Source organism: Burkholderia pyrrocinia, assembly GCF_022809715.1.
Classification (GTDB): Bacteria; Pseudomonadota; Gammaproteobacteria; order Burkholderiales; family Burkholderiaceae; genus Burkholderia; species Burkholderia pyrrocinia_C.
Window position 1 is genome coordinate 614,411 of sequence record NZ_CP094459.1, and the last position, 15,017, is coordinate 629,427.

Annotated in this window: 14 protein-coding genes; 11 read left to right on the forward strand and 3 right to left on the reverse strand. The window is 68.7% G+C overall.

All coding sequences use genetic code 11. The features are described from left to right. Nucleotides 1–128: 128 nt before the first annotated feature. The 10 genes from MRS60_RS02865 to pyrF all read left to right on the forward strand — a co-directional run bounded on the left by MRS60_RS02865 (nt 129) and on the right by pyrF (nt 10,104). Entirely contained in the window at nt 129–1,028 is a 900-nt protein-coding gene (locus tag MRS60_RS02865; RefSeq protein ID WP_034182687.1) for an IclR family transcriptional regulator, read from the forward strand. Next, the gene (locus tag MRS60_RS02870; RefSeq protein WP_243565190.1) at nt 1,025–2,050 is read left to right on the forward strand and encodes a 2-dehydro-3-deoxygalactonokinase; all 1,026 of its coding nucleotides are present in this window, start codon (nt 1,025–1,027) and stop codon (nt 2,048–2,050) included. The genes MRS60_RS02865 and MRS60_RS02870 overlap by 4 nt, the downstream gene beginning before the upstream one ends. A gap of 23 nt (nt 2,051–2,073) precedes the next feature. Next, a complete protein-coding gene (locus MRS60_RS02875) occupies nt 2,074–2,751 on the forward strand; it encodes a 2-dehydro-3-deoxy-6-phosphogalactonate aldolase (RefSeq protein ID WP_034182689.1) in 678 nt (225 codons plus the stop codon). Beyond that, the gene (locus MRS60_RS02880) at nt 2,751–3,530 is read left to right on the forward strand and encodes an SDR family oxidoreductase (protein ID WP_034182690.1); all 780 of its coding nucleotides are present in this window, start codon (nt 2,751–2,753) and stop codon (nt 3,528–3,530) included. The genes MRS60_RS02875 and MRS60_RS02880 overlap by 1 nt, the downstream gene beginning before the upstream one ends. Before the next feature lie 102 nt (nt 3,531–3,632). Next, nucleotides 3,633–4,628: an arabinose ABC transporter substrate-binding protein gene (locus MRS60_RS02885; RefSeq protein ID WP_034182691.1), complete on the forward strand. Its 996-nt coding sequence runs from the start codon at nt 3,633–3,635 to the stop codon at nt 4,626–4,628. A 67-nt stretch (nt 4,629–4,695) separates the two neighbouring features. Next, nucleotides 4,696–6,207, forward strand: a complete 1,512-nt coding sequence (gene araG / locus MRS60_RS02890) for an L-arabinose ABC transporter ATP-binding protein AraG (RefSeq protein WP_072436351.1) — start codon at nt 4,696–4,698, stop codon at nt 6,205–6,207. 70 nt (nt 6,208–6,277) lie between these two features. After that, the gene (gene araH / locus MRS60_RS02895) at nt 6,278–7,294 is read left to right on the forward strand and encodes an L-arabinose ABC transporter permease AraH (protein ID WP_034182693.1); all 1,017 of its coding nucleotides are present in this window, start codon (nt 6,278–6,280) and stop codon (nt 7,292–7,294) included. A 24-nt stretch (nt 7,295–7,318) separates the two neighbouring features. Continuing rightward, the gene (locus tag MRS60_RS02900) at nt 7,319–8,125 is read left to right on the forward strand and encodes an SDR family NAD(P)-dependent oxidoreductase (protein WP_243565191.1); all 807 of its coding nucleotides are present in this window, start codon (nt 7,319–7,321) and stop codon (nt 8,123–8,125) included. A gap of 50 nt (nt 8,126–8,175) precedes the next feature. After that, nucleotides 8,176–9,237 carry an aldose 1-epimerase gene (locus MRS60_RS02905; protein ID WP_217588296.1) on the forward strand — a complete coding sequence of 354 codons (1,062 nt, stop codon included), beginning with the start codon at nt 8,176–8,178 and terminating at the stop codon, nt 9,235–9,237. Between the two features lie 39 nt (nt 9,238–9,276). Continuing rightward, the gene (gene pyrF, locus MRS60_RS02910) at nt 9,277–10,104 is read left to right on the forward strand and encodes an orotidine-5'-phosphate decarboxylase (protein ID WP_034182696.1); all 828 of its coding nucleotides are present in this window, start codon (nt 9,277–9,279) and stop codon (nt 10,102–10,104) included. A 104-nt stretch (nt 10,105–10,208) separates the two neighbouring features. On the opposite strand, the gene MRS60_RS02915 is transcribed toward pyrF, so the two are convergent. From MRS60_RS02915 to thiL, 3 genes are read right to left on the reverse strand one after another with little or no spacing between them, the layout of a single operon-like run. Continuing rightward, the gene (locus MRS60_RS02915; RefSeq protein ID WP_034182697.1) at nt 10,209–10,709 is read right to left on the reverse strand and encodes a CinA family protein; all 501 of its coding nucleotides are present in this window, start codon (nt 10,707–10,709) and stop codon (nt 10,209–10,211) included. A gap of 31 nt (nt 10,710–10,740) precedes the next feature. Next, nucleotides 10,741–11,292: a phosphatidylglycerophosphatase A family protein gene (locus tag MRS60_RS02920; RefSeq protein ID WP_243565192.1), complete on the reverse strand. Its 552-nt coding sequence runs from the start codon at nt 11,290–11,292 to the stop codon at nt 10,741–10,743. After that, complete coding sequence (gene thiL / locus MRS60_RS02925) at nt 11,282–12,280, reverse strand: thiamine-phosphate kinase (RefSeq protein WP_243565193.1); 999 nt, start codon at nt 12,278–12,280, stop codon at nt 11,282–11,284. Before thiL ends, MRS60_RS02920 begins: the two co-directional genes overlap by 11 nt. 135 nt (nt 12,281–12,415) lie before the next feature. Between thiL and MRS60_RS02930 the strand changes: the two genes are divergently transcribed. Then, a complete protein-coding gene (locus MRS60_RS02930; protein WP_432206953.1) occupies nt 12,416–14,758 on the forward strand; it encodes an NADP-dependent malic enzyme in 2,343 nt (780 codons plus the stop codon). Nucleotides 14,759–15,017: the final 259 nt, after the last annotated feature.

Genomic DNA, 15,017 nt, shown 5'->3' on the forward strand with positions numbered 1-15,017 from the left:
GGAGACACATTCCATGAAGTTCGCCGGGCGCCTTATTCGGTGCATCGACCGCCGCCACGCCGCAGCATCGGACGCAGTTCCGGCGCCGCGCGAGCGGCTTCACCGATTCCGTTGAAGAAGCCCGCCCCATGACCAAGATGCCCGACTCCCTTGCCCTCGATGCCCGGCGCGCGACGCCGGACGATGGGTCGCTGACCGACAGCATCGGCGCGACCAGCACGCCGCTCGATCTCGCCGCACAGCAGGCCGGCACGCAGACGCTGCTGCGCGGTCTCGCGATCCTCGAGGCGATCGCGAACGGCGCGCGCGACATGCGCGCGATCGGCGCCGCGCTCGGCACGACACGCAGCACGACGCACCGCCTCGTCAGCAGCCTCGTGCAGGCGCGCTACCTGCGCCAGGTGCAGGGCGGCTACCTGCTCGGCCCGAAGCTGATCGAGCTCGGCACGATCGCGCTCGAGCAGATGCCGCTCACCGCGGTGGCGCGGCCGCATCTCGAAGCGCTCGCGGAAGCGACGCTCGACACGATCCATCTCGGCGTGCGCGACGGCGACGACGTGCTGTACATCGACAAGATTCCCGGCACGCGCGGCCTCGAGATGCGCTCGCGCGTCGGCCACCGGATGCCGCTCGCATCGACGGGCATCGGCAAGGCGATGATGCTCGACCTCGATCCCGACCTGTGGCGCTCGCTGTTCGAGGCCGCGCGGCGCGCGCTGGCCGGCGTCAATTTCAAGCCCGACAACCGGCCGGAGACGAGTGCGTTCCTGCAGCGCATGGCCCATTACGCGGCCGGCGGCTATACGTTCGACCTCGAGGAGAACGAGGCGTCGATCCGCTGCGTGGCCGCGCCGATCCGCGACGCATCGGGTGCGATCGTCGCGGCCGTGTCGGTCGCGAGCACGATTCCGTACATGCCGCACGACCGGATGGACGAACTGATTCCTCTCGTGCAGCGCGAAGCGCGAGCCATTTCCGCGGAACTGGGCTGGAGCCCGCCGCAGGGTACCCGCAGGATCAAACGATGACGACTTCGACCCGGGCCGTTCCGGTTGCCAGCTCCGCCACCCCGTCGCTGATCGCGCTCGACTGGGGCACGACGTCGCTGCGCGCGTATCTGTACGACGCGCACGGCGCGCTCATCGACACGCGCAGCCGCGCGGCGGGCGTCATGCACGTGCCGGGCGGCGGCGCGCGCGCGTTCGACGCGGTGTTCGAGGACGCCTGCGGCGACTGGCTCGACCGCACGCCCGGGCTGCCGGTGCTCGCCGCCGGGATGGTCGGCAGCGCGCAGGGCTGGCGCGAGGCGCCGTACGTCGCGGTGCCGGCCGGCGCCGACGCGCTTGCCGCGGGTCTTATTACAGTGACGACGTCGCGCGGCGCGACGGTATCGATCGTGCCGGGCGTGATCGCGACGGGCGAATTGCCCGACGTGATGCGCGGCGAAGAAACGCAGATATTCGGCGCGCTCGCGAGCGATCCCACGCTTGATGCAGATCGTTCAGGGGTACTGATCGGCTTGCCGGGTACGCATGCCAAATGGGCGTGGGTCAAGGACGGGCTGATCGAGCGCTTCCAGACCTTCATGACGGGCGAGCTGTTCGCGGCGCTGCGCGACCACACGATTCTCGGCCGCACGATGCGCGCGGGTGCGTTGCCCGATCATGCGGCGTTCGTGCACGGCGTGTCGGTCGCGCGCGGCGCGCAGCGCACGGGGCTGCTCGCGACGATTTTCAGCACGCGCACGCTCGGCCTGACCGACCGGCTCGCGCCCGACGCGCAGGGCGACTACCTGTCCGGCCTGCTGATCGGCCATGAGCTCAATGCACTCGACGCGATGCTCGCGGAGCGCGGCATCGCGCTCGCGGACCAGCCGCTGCTGCTGATCGGCGACGACGGCTTGTGTGCGCGCTACGTCGATGCGCTCCAGGTATTCGGCCACACGCACGCGCGGGTCGTCGCGCATGCGACCGAGCGCGGCCTGTGGCGGATCGCATCGCGCGCCGGGCTCGTGCGCGCGGACGGCGAGCCTATCCTGGCCGACCAATGAACTGATTGCAGAGGAACCCAGTCATGCCGTCCGACCTTACGTTGCCCGCGCCGTACACGCCCCACGCCGCACTGATGCGCGCGTTCGATGCGTGCCCGCTGATCGCGATCCTGCGCGGGATCACGCCCGCCGACGCGGCCGACCACGGGCATGCGCTTTACGAAGCCGGCTTCCGGATCGTCGAGGTGCCGCTCAACTCGCCGGATCCGTTCGACAGCATCGCAAAGCTGCGGCGCGCGTTGCCCGACGATGCGATCGTCGGCGCGGGCACCGTGCTGCGTGCCGAGTATGTCGACCGCGTGCAGGACGCGGGCGGCGCGCTGATCGTGATGCCGCACAGCGACGCGGCGGTGATACGCCGCGCACGCGAGCGCGGCCTCGCGAGCGCACCGGGCGTCGCGACGCCGACCGAAGCGTTCGCGGCGCTCGCGAACGGCGCCGACGTGTTGAAGATGTTCCCGGCCGAGCAGCTCGGCGTGACGGTCGTGAAGGCATGGCGCGCGGTGATCGACCGCGCGGTGCCGCTGATCCCGGTCGGCGGAATTTCGCCGGACAACATGCAGCCGTTCCTCGCGGCCGGCGCGAACGGCTTCGGGCTCGGCTCGGCGCTGTACCGGCCCGGCCAGGCGGCCGACGCGACCGCGGCGAACGCGCGCGCGTTCCAGGCCGGATTGCGCGTCGCGCGCGGCGGAGCCGCATGATGGGCCGCCTCGCGGGCAAGGTCGCGATGGTGACGGGCGCGGGCCGCGGAATCGGCGCCGCGATCGCCCGAGCGTTCGCGCGCGAAGGCGCGGCCGTCGCGCTCGTCGATCTCGACTTCCCGCAGGCGCAGCACACGGCCGCCGCGATCGCGCACGACGTCGACGGCGCGCGCGTGCTGCCGCTGCACGCGGACGTCGCGCGTCAGGATGCGGTGCGCGATGCGCTCGCGCAGACCGAAGCGGCATTCGGCCCGCTCGACGTGCTGGTGAACAACGCGGGCATCAACGTGTTCGCCGATCCGCTGACGATGACCGACGACGACTGGCGCCGCTGCTTCGCGGTCGATCTCGACGGCGTGTGGCACGGCTGCCGCGCGGCGCTGGAAGGCATGGTCGAGCGCGGCCGCGGCAGCATCGTGAACATCGCGTCGACGCATGCGTTCCGGATCATCCCGGGCTGCTTTCCGTACCCGGTCGCGAAACACGGCGTACTGGGGCTCACGCGCGCGCTCGGCATCGAATACGCGGCGCGCAACGTGCGCGTGAACGCGATCGCGCCGGGCTACATCGAGACGCAGCTCACGCGCGACTGGTGGGACGCGCAGCCCGATCCGGCTGCCGCGCGCGCCGAGACGCTCGCGCTGCAGCCGATGAAGCGGATCGGCCGGCCCGACGAGGTCGCGATGACGGCCGTGTTCCTGGCGTCCGACGAGGCGCCGTTCATCAATGCCGCGTGCATCACCGTCGACGGCGGGCGCGCGGCGCTGTATCACGACTGACGCAACGATTCGAAAGACCGCACGTGCGACGGCCGCGCGCACGCTGCGTCGAAACCAACAAGCGGCTGCATCCTGTTCGATGAAAACAAGGAGACACTGGAGATGAAACGCAGAACGTTCGTAACGCTGGCCGCGGCAGCCGCGGTGGTGATGGGTAGCCCGGTTGCGCACGCGGCAGACCCGGTCAAGATCGGCTTTCTGGTGAAGCAGCCGGAAGAGCCGTGGTTCCAGGACGAGTGGAAGTTCGCCGAGATGGCGGCGAAGGAAAAGGGCTTCACGCTCGTGAAGATCGGCGCGCCGTCGGGCGAAAAGGTGATGAGCGCGATCGACAACCTGTCCGCGCAGAAGGCGCAGGGCTTCATCATCTGCACGCCCGACGTGAAGCTCGGGCCGGGCATCGTCGCGAAGGCGAAGTCGCACAACCTGAAGATGATGACGGTCGACGACCGCCTCGTCGACGGCGCGGGCAAGCCGATCGAAGCGGTGCCGCACATGGGGATCTCCGCGTACAACATCGGCAAGCAGGTCGGCGACGGCATCGCGGCCGAGATCAAGAAGCGCGGCTGGAACGTGAAGGAGGTCGGCGCGATCGACATCACCTACGAGCAGCTGCCGACCGCGCACGACCGCACGAGCGGCGCGACCGACGCGCTGGTGGCCGCCGGTTTCCCGAAGGCGAACGTGATCGCGGCGCCGCAGGCGAAGACCGACACCGAGAACGCGTTCAACGCGGCGAACATTGCGCTCACGAAGAACCCGCAGTTCAAGCACTGGGTCGCGTACGGCCTGAACGACGAGGCCGTGCTCGGCGCGGTGCGTGCGGCCGAAGGGCGCGGCTTCAAGTCGGACAACATGATCGGCATCGGCATCGGCGGTTCCGATTCGGCGCTGAACGAGTTCAAGAAGCCGCAGCCGACCGGCTTCTACGGCACCGTGATCATCAGCCCGAAGCGTCACGGCGAGGAAACCTCGGACCTGATGTACTCGTGGATCACGCAAGGCAAGGCACCGCCGGCGCTGACGCTGACGACCGGCATGCTCGCGACGCGCGACAACGTGTCGAAGGTGCGCGAGGAGATGGGGCTCGCGTCGAAGTAAGCGGCCCGCCGGCTGCCGCGGCGATGCGGCGGCCGGCGGTCGATCGATTGGGAAGTGAGGAGACGACGTGTCAGCGGCACTGCGTTTTGACAATATCGGCAAGGTATTTCCCGGCGTGCGCGCACTCGACGGCATTTCGTTCGACGTGCATGCGGGCGAGGTGCATGGCCTGATGGGCGAGAACGGCGCGGGCAAGTCGACGCTGCTGAAGATTCTCGGCGGCGAATACCAGCCCGATGCGGGCAGCGTGCTGGTCGACGGCCAGCCCGTGCAGTTCGCGAGTGCGGCGGCGTCGATCGCGGCCGGCATCGCGGTGATTCACCAGGAGCTGCAGTACGTACCCGACCTGACGGTCGCGGAAAACCTGCTGCTCGGCCGCCTGCCGAACGCGTTCGGCTGGGTGAAAAAGCGCGAGGCGAAGCGCTACGTGCGCGAGCGGCTCGCCGCGATGGGCGTCGACCTCGATCCCGACGCGAAGCTCGGGCGGCTGTCGATCGCTCAGCGGCAGATGGTCGAGATCTGCAAGGCGCTGATGCGCAATGCGCGCGTGATCGCGCTCGACGAACCGACGAGCTCGCTGTCGCATCGCGAGACCGAGGTGCTGTTCAAGCTCGTCGACGACCTGCGCGCGCAGGGCCGCGCGCTGATCTACATCTCGCACCGGATGGACGAGATCTACCGGCTGTGCGATGCGTGCACGATCTTCCGCGACGGGCGCAAGATCGCGTCGCACGATGCGCTTGCCGACGTGCCGCGCGAGCGGCTCGTCGCCGAGATGGTCGGGCGCGAGATTTCGGACATCTACCATTACGCGCCGCGCGCGCTCGGCGACGTGCGGTTTTCCGCCGAAGGCGTCGACGGCCCGGCGCTGCGCGAACCCGCGAGCTTCTCGGTGCGCGCGGGCGAGATCGTCGGTTTCTTCGGGCTGGTCGGCGCGGGCCGCAGCGAACTGATGCGGCTCGTGTACGGCGCGGACCGCCGGCGCGCGGGCGTGCTGACGCTCGACGGCGCGCGCATCGACGTGAAGCGCACCGGCGACGCGATCCGCCACGGCATCGTGCTGTGCCCCGAGGACCGCAAGGAAGAAGGGATCATTGCGATCGCATCGGTCGCGGAGAACATCAACATCAGCTGCCGCCGCCATTCGCTGCGCGCGGGGCTGTTCATCGACCGCAAGACCGAAAGCGAAACGGCCGACCGCTTCATCCAGCGGCTGAAGATCAAGACGCCGAACCGGCGGCAGAAGATCCGCTTCCTGTCCGGCGGCAACCAGCAGAAGGCGATCCTGTCGCGCTGGCTCGCGGAGCCCGACCTGAAGGTCGTGATCCTCGACGAGCCGACGCGCGGGATCGACGTCGGCGCGAAGCACGAGATCTACGACGTGATCTACCGGCTCGCGGAGCGCGGCTGCGCGATTGTGATGGTGTCGTCGGAACTGCCGGAAGTGCTCGGCGTGTCCGATCGCATCGTCGTGATGCGCGAAGGCCGGATCGCGGGCGAGCTGCCGCGCGAACAGGCGAACGAGCACGCGGTGCTGAACCTCGCGCTGCCGCAGACGAGCGCCGCCCAGGCGGCCTGACGCGGCGCACGACATTCGAATCGACCAGGCGCGGCGTGGGCCGCGCGATGCAGGAGCAGGAGACACAATCATGCAAGTCAGGGAAAACCTCGCCGGCGCAGCCGTGAAGCAGTCGGCCGACGCGCTGGTTCCACAGCAAAGCGACCGGCAGAAGTGGTGGCAGCACCTCACCGAGTACAGCCTCATCGCGATCTTCGCGGTGATGTTCATCACGATGTCGCTGACGGTCGATCACTTCTTCTCGATCGACAACATGCTCGGCCTCGCGCTGTCGATCTCGCAGATCGGCATGGTCGCGTGCACGATGATGTTCTGTCTCGCGTCGCGCGATTTCGACCTGTCGATCGGCTCGACCGTCGCGTTCTCGGGCGTGCTGTGCGCGATGGTGCTGAACGCGACCGACAACACGTTCGTCGCGATCATTGCGGCGGTCGCGGCCGGCGCCGCGATCGGCTTCGTGAACGGCGCGGTGATCGCGTACCTGCGCATCAACGCGCTGATCACGACGCTCGCGACGATGGAGATCGTGCGCGGGCTCGGCTTCATCGTGTCGAAGGGGCAGGCGGTCGGCGTGTCGTCGGATACGTTCATCGCGCTCGGCGGCTTGTCGCTGTTCGGCGTATCGCTGCCGATCTGGGTCACGCTGCTGTGCTTCATCGCATTCGGCGTGCTGCTGAACCAGACCGTGTACGGCCGCAACACGCTCGCGATCGGCGGCAACCCCGAGGCGTCGCGGCTCGCCGGGATCAACGTCGAACGCACGCGCGTGTACATCTTCCTGATCCAGGGCGCGGTGACCGCGCTCGCGGGCGTGATCCTCGCGTCGCGCATCACGTCGGGCCAGCCGAACGCCGCGCAGGGCTTCGAGCTGAACGTGATCTCCGCGTGCGTGCTCGGCGGCGTGTCGCTGATGGGCGGCCGTGCGACGATCTCGGGCGTCGTGATCGGCGTGCTGATCATGGGTACCGTCGAGAACGTGATGAACCTGCTGAACATCGACGCGTTCTACCAGTACCTGGTGCGCGGCGCGATCCTGCTCGCGGCGGTGCTGCTCGACCAGCTGAAGAACCGCGGCGTACGCGACTGACCTGATTTCACGGAGACGAACCGCATGACCATCGACACTTCCGCGCACGACCCGCACGCCGCGAGCCATGCGCGCTTTGCGCGATACCCGAGCCTCGAGGATCGCGCGGTGCTGATCACGGGCGGCGCGACCGGCATCGGCGCGTCGTTCGTCGAGCACTTCGTGCAGCAGGGCGCGCGCGTCGCGTTCGTCGACCTCGATGCGGCCGCCGGCGCCGCGCTGGCGGAAAGCCTCGCGCACGCACGTCATGCGCCGCTGTTCATCCAGTGCGACCTGACCGACATCGATGCGCTGCGCCATGCGATCGACGCGATCCGCGCGCGCATCGGCGCGATCGCGGTGCTCGTGAACAACGCGGCGAACGACACGCGCCACGCGATCGGCGACGTGACGCCCGAGTCGTTCGACGCGGGCATCGCGGTGAACCTGCGCCACCAGTTCTTTGCCGCGCAGGCGGTGATCGACGACATGAAGCAGCAAGGCGGCGGCGCGATCGTCAATCTCGGCTCGATCAGCTGGATGCTGAAAAACGGCGGCTATCCCGTCTACGTGATGGCGAAGGCGGCCGTGCAGGGCCTGACGCGCGGCCTCGCGCGCGACCTCGGTCCGTTCGGCATCCGCGTGAACTCGCTGGTGCCCGGCTGGGTGATGACCGACAAGCAGCGCCGGCTGTGGCTCGACGACGCGGGCCGTGCGGCGATCAAGGCCGGCCAGTGCCTCGATGCCGAACTGCTGCCGGCCGACCTCGCGCGGATGGCGCTGTTCCTCGCGGCCGACGACAGCCGGATGATCACCGCGCAGGACGTGATCGTCGACGGCGGCTGGGCCTGACCGTTCGCACCGACCCGCATCGTTTCTTCGACGAAGGAAAGGAGCTCATCATGACCGCCACGCCCTCGCGCGCATCGTCGTCCACGAGCCAGTCGCGCCGTGCCCGCCTGGCCGCCGCCGCGCAGCCGGTCAGCCCCGGCCCGCAGACGGCCGCATTCGCGCAGGGCGTGGGCGCCGCGCATGCGGCGGCCGTCTCGCTGTCGAATGCGTCGCTGCGGCTCGACGTGCTGCCGCATCTGGGCGGCGGCATCGCGCGCTTCGACTGGCGCGGCGACAACGGTGCGCTGGTGCCGGTGTTTCGCCGCTGCGAGCATCCGGAGACGGCGACGGACCCGAACGAGCTCGCGTGTTATCCGCTGCTGCCTTACTCGAACCGGATCGGCGGCGCACGCTTCGAATGCGACGGGCGCAAGGTCGCGGTGCCGCGCAACCGGCGCGACGAGCCGCTGCCGATCCACGGCGACGGCTGGCTCGCGCCGTGGCAGGTGGACGAGGCGACCGACACGACGCTGCAGTTGTCGCTCGATCGCGCGGCTGGCGCGCCGTATGCGTTCCGCGCGATCCAGTCGTTCGAACTCGACGACACGACGCTGTCGATCGCGCTGACGATCGAGAACGCGGGGCGCGCCCGGCTGCCGTTCGGGCTCGGCGTGCATCCGTTCCTGGTGCGCGACGCGGTGACCGAGCTGGCCGCGGCGGCCGGCGGGCTGTGGTTGTCGGGCTCCGATTTCCTGCCGGTGCGGCACGTGAGCGTGCCGCCGGCCTGGCAGTTCGGCGTCGCGTATCCGCTGCCGGGTGCGCTCGTCAATCACGCGTTCACCGGCTGGGGCGGCCACGCGACGGTGAGCTGGCCGCGCCGCGGGCTGTCGCTGACGGTCGCGGCCGACGCCGACGCGTACGTGCTCTATACACCGCCCGGCGAGGATTTCTTCTGCTTCGAGCCGGTCGATCATCCGATCAATGCGGTGAACCTGCCGGGCGGCGCAGCCGCGCACGGAATGACGCTGCTCGCGCCGGGCGAGCGGCTCACGCGGCGTTTCGCGTTCACCGTCGGGCGCGCCGATGCGCGCGGCAATGCCGCGACTCGCGAGGCGCGCCGAAGACGCGGGTAAAATACGCGGTCTACCAATGGTTTGCCGCGAGTACCCGCCATGTCTTCCCCGCTTACTTTCATCGAATCGCTGCGCGCCGCGTGGCAGCGCACGAATTCGCTGCTGTGCGTCGGCCTCGATCCCGAGCCGTCGCGCTTTCCCGTGCAGTTCGACGGCCAGCCCGACGCGATCTTCGAATTCTGTCGGCAGATCGTCGACGCGACCGCGCAGTACGCGAGCGCGTTCAAGCCGCAGATCGCCTATTTCGCCGCGCATCGCGCGGAAGACCAGCTCGAACGGCTGATCGCGCACATCCACCTTCAGCATCCGGGCCTGCCCGTGATCCTCGACGCGAAGCGCGGCGACATCGGCAGCACGGCCGAGCAGTACGCGCGCGAAGCGTTCGAGCGCTATCGCGCGGACGCGGTCACGGTGAACCCGTACATGGGCTACGACTCGGTCGAGCCGTACTTCGAGCACGACGGCAAGGGCGTGATCGTGCTGTGCCGCACGTCGAACCCGGGCGGCTCCGACCTGCAGTTCCTGGAAACGGGGGGGCGGCCGCTGTACCAGGTCGTCGCGGATCTCGCGGCGAACAAGTGGAACGCGAAGAACGGCCAGCTCGGCCTCGTGGTCGGCGCGACGTTCCCGAAGGAAATCGAGATCGTGCGCGGGATCGTCGGCGACATGCCGCTGCTGATCCCCGGCATCGGCGCGCAGGGCGGCGACGTGCAGGCGACCGTCAGCGCCGGCCGCACGGCCGACGGCACGGGCATGATGATCAACTCGTCGCGTGCGATCCTGTACGCGAGCAACGGCGAGGATTTCGCCGAAGCCGCGGCGCTCGCCGCGCAGAAGACCCGCGATACGATCAACGCGCATCGCTGAAATGCACGGGCCGCCCGTTCGGGCGGCCGACTTTCCGGCAGGCCCGCACCGGCGGGCCGGTGCCGCTTTCCCGCTCAACTTTCCTGCTTCCTCCGCCTGCCCGGTCAGCCCTCGCGCTCGTCGAGCAGCTTCAATAGCCCGCGCAGCGCATGCACGGCCGCCTGCGTGCGGATCTGTTCGCGGTCGCCCTTGAACACGAGCGTTTCGACGTCGGTATGAAGCCGGTTGCTCCAGCCGAACGACACGGTGCCGACCGGCTTTTTCTCGCTGCCGCCCGCCGGGCCCGCGATGCCCGTGACGGACAGCGCGACCTGCGCGCGGCTGTTGCGCAGCGCGCCTTCGGCCATCGCGCGCGCGACGGGCTCGCTGACGGCGCCGTGCTTGTCGATCAGGTCGGGCGGCACGCCGATCATGTCGATCTTGGCCTGGTTCGAATACGTGACGAAGCCGCGCTCGAACCACTGGCTGCTGCCGGAGATGTCGGTGATCGCCGCGGCGATCATGCCGCCGGTGCAGGATTCGGCGGTGGCGAGCGTCAGGTGCTCGTCACGCAGCTTGTTGCCTGCGCGGATCGCAAGCTGGTGGACGACGGAATCGGTTGGCATGCGCGTCGGGAAACGGGAGTCGGGAAATCGGTCAGCCGACGACGGAGCGCCACAGGGCGATCACGAGCAGCGTCATGAACGCGGCGACCAGGTCGTCGATCATGATGCCGAGCCCGCCTTTCAGGCGGCGGTCGAAATAGCGGATCGGCGGCGGCTTGAGCATGTCGAAGAAGCGGAACGCGACGAACGCCCACAACTGGCCGATGAAGGTCGCCGGCGTGACGAGCAGCATCACGAGCCAGATCGCGACGATCTCGTCCCAGACGACGGCGCCCGGATCGGACGTGCCCATCTTCCTCGCGGTGAAACCGGTGATCCACGTGCCCGCCGCGAAGCCGGCCGCGATCAGCACCCACCATTCGGGTACCGTCAGGTAGCGGCTCAGCACGACGAACGTGAGCCAGCCGAACAGCGAACCGAACGTGCCGGGCATGATCGGCGCGAGCCCGCTGCCGAAACCGAGCGACACGAGGTGCGCCGGATGCGACAGCATGAAGCGCGCGCTCGCGCGCTTCGGCGCATTCCCGTTCGGTGCGGCGCCGGGTTCGGCCGCGGCGTGCGCGGGCGTCGGGTCAGTCTGCATGGAAGTGGTCGAAGCCGTGCAACGTGAGAGCCAGGGGCGCGCCGGCGGCGTCGCGCCACGCGATCGCGGGCCGCTCCGACGGCGCGGACAACGCGCGTATTGTACCGATTCGCGCGACCGGCACGCCGGCCGTCGCGCCGGCCGCTTCGACCGCCGCGCGGGCCGCGGCCGGGGCCGTGAAGCACAGCTCGTAGTCGTCGCCGCCCGCCAGCGTGCAGCGGCGCTGCACGTCGGGCGGCAGCGTCGCGAGCGCGGCCGAGCGCGGTACCGCGTCGGCGTCGATCTCGGCGCGCACGTTCGAGCGTGCCAGGATGTGCTGCAGGTCGCCGGCGAGGCCGTCGGAGATGTCGAGCGCCGCGTGCGCGACACCCGCGAGCGCGAGGCCGAGCGCGACGCGCGGTTCGGGGCGCTCGAGCGCGTGCCGGAACGCGGCCGCTTCGTTCGCGCCGGCCGCCCATTCGCCGCGTGCGACGCCGAGGCCGGCGCGTGCGTCGCCGAGCATGCCGGACACCCAGACGTCGTCGCCGTCGCGCGCGGCATCGCGCCGCAGCGCCGCGTCGGGCGCGACTTCGCCGAATACGGTCACGCACAGGTTCAGCGGCCCGCTCGTCGTGTCGCCGCCGACCAGCTCGCAGCCGAATCGCTCGGCGAGCGCGAACAGCCCGTTGCTGAACGCCTCGAGCCACGCCGCGTCGGCGCGCGGCAGTGCGCACGCGAGCGTGAACGCGCGCGGCTCGGCGCCCATCGCCGCGAGGTCGGACAGGTTGACCGCGAGCGTCTTGTGGCCGAGCGCGTCGGGCGCGACGTCGGGGAAGAAGTGGCGGCCCTCGACCAGCATGTCCGTCGAAATGGCCAGCAATTTCCCGGATCGAGGTGCGATCAGCGCGCAATCGTCGCCGATGCCGAGCGTCGACGCGCGTGCGCCCTGTGCCGCGCGGCGCGCGAAGAAGCGATCGATCAGCGAAAACTCGGAGAGGGCGGCTGGCACGGCGGGTGGATCCGATACGGTTCAGGGAACGGCATTGTACGAGGCGAACGGCGGCGTTCCTGCACCGTTCGGTTCATTTTTGTCGCGGCTGTCGCACCCGAATCGCCGGTCTGGCGGCCTTCGATTGGCGCTACAATGCCGTCGAACAGTTATTCTAATCCGCCCGTCACGAGACACATGTCCACCCAAGCCTCCTCCAAAGCCAAGCTCCGCGAAGCCGCGCTCGACTATCACGAATTCCCGACTCCGGGGAAGATCGCGATCGCCCCGACCAAGCAGATGATCAACCAGCGCGACCTCGCGCTCGCATATTCGCCGGGCGTGGCGTATGCGTGCGAGGAGATCGTCGAGAACCCGCTCAACGCGGCGCGTTTCACCGCGCGCAGCAACCTGGTCGGCGTCGTCACGAACGGCACGGCGGTGCTCGGTCTCGGCAACATCGGCCCGCTCGCGTCGAAGCCGGTGATGGAAGGCAAGGCCGTGCTGTTCAAGAAGTTCGCTGGCATCGACGTGTTCGACATCGAGCTGAACGAGTCGGACCCGCACAAGCTCGTCGACGTGATCGCCGCACTGGAGCCGACCTTCGGCGGGATCAACCTGGAAGACATCAAGGCGCCTGACTGCTTCATCGTCGAGCGCGAAGCGCGCAAGCGGATGAAGATCCCGGTGTTCCACGACGACCAGCACGGTACCGCGATCGTCGTGGCCGCGGCCGTCACGAACGGCCTGAAGGTCGTCGGCAAGGACATCAAGAAGGTGAAGCTCGTCGCGTCCGGCGCGGGCGCGGCCGCGCTCGCGTGTCTCGACCTGCTGGTCGACATCGGCCTGCCGATCGAGAACATCCTGGTGACCGACCTGGCCGGCGTGGTCTACAAGGGCCGCACCGAACTGATGGACCCGGACAAGGAGCGTTTCGCACGCGAAACCGACGCGCGGACGCTGGCCGAAGTGATCGAAGGCGCGGACATCTTCCTCGGCCTGTCGGCCGCGGGCGTGCTGAAGCAGGAGATGGTGAAGGGCATGGCCGAGCGCCCGCTGATCCTCGCGCTCGCGAACCCGACGCCGGAAATCCTGCCGGAACTCGCGCTCGAAGTGCGCCCGGACGCGGTGCTGGCCACGGGCCGTACCGACTACCCGAACCAGGTCAACAACGTCCTGTGCTTCCCGTTCATCTTCCGCGGCGCGCTCGACGTCGGCGCGACGACGATCACGCGTGAAATGGAGATCGCGGCCGTCAATGCGATCGCCGAGCTCGCGCAGCAGGAACAGAGCGACATCGTCGCGACCGCGTACGGCATCCAGGATCTGTCGTTCGGCCCCGAATACCTGATTCCGAAGCCGTTCGACCCGCGCCTGATCGTGAAGATCGCGCCGGCCGTCGCGCAGGCCGCGATGGACGGCGGCGTCGCGACGCGCCCGATCGAGGACATGGAGGCGTACCGCGTCCATCTGCAGCAGTTCGTGTATCACAGCGGCACGACGATGAAGCCGATCTTCCAGATCGCGCGCAGCGCGCCGGCGGAGAAGAAGCGCGTCGTGTTCGCGGAAGGCGAAGAAGAGCGCGTGTTGCGCGCCGTTCAGATCATCGTCGACGAAAAACTCGCGACGCCGATCCTGATCGGCCGGCCGTCGGTGATCGAGCACCGTATCCAGCGCTACGGCCTGCGCCTGAATCCGGGTGTCGACTTCACGGTCGTCAACACCGAGCACGACGAGCGCTACCGCGACTTCTGGCAGTCGTACCACAAGCTGATGGCGCGCAAGGGCATCAGCGAGCAGCTCGCGCGCGTCGAGATGCGCCGCCGCACGACGCTGATCGGCGCGATGCTGGTGAAACGGGGCGAAGCGGACGGGATGATCTGCGGCACGATCAGCACCACGCACCGCCACCTGCACTTCATCGACCAGGTGATCGGCAAGCGCCCCGGCTGCAGCGTTTATGCGGCAATGAACGGCCTCGTGCTGCCGGGCCGCCAGATCTTCCTGGTCGACACGCACGTGAACGTCGATCCGACCCCGGAGCAACTGGCCGAGATCACGATCATGGCCGCGGAAGAAGTACGCCGCTTCGGTATCGAGCCGAAGGTCGCGCTGCTGTCGCATTCGAATTTCGGCACGAGCAACGCGCCTTCGGCGCAGAAGATGCGCGATACGCTCGCGATCCTGCACGAAACCGCACCGGAACTGAAGGTCGACGGCGAGATGCACGGCGACGTCGCGCTCGACGCGGCGCTGCGCAAGGAAATCCTGCCGGAATCGACGCTGGAAGGCGACGCGAACCTGCTGATCCTGCCGAACATCGACGCCGCGAACATCGCGTACAACCTGCTGAAGACGGCCGCCGGCAACAACATCGCGATCGGGCCGATCCTGCTGGGTGCTGCCCAGCCGGTGCACGTGCTGACCGAATCGGCGACCGTTCGCCGCATCGTCAACATGGCGGCGCTGCTGGTCGCCGACGTGAACGCCGCGCGCTGAGCGAAAACGAACGCGCCAGGCCGGTCGAACCGGCGTGGCGCGTCGGGCGAAATTGTAAACAAAAGCAAAAAGAAGCGTGCCCGCAATGGGCACGCCGTCGGGCAGGGCGCAAACGCGCTTCCCTCAAAGCAACAGCAGCATCTCTCCACTCCAGGTAACGAGCGTGGCAAGGAGGCAGGGTCTTGCCATACGAAAGATGCCGCCTGCATTTTATCTTATGTAAGATAAATGTAGTGCAAATTCGGTAAGAAATACGCAC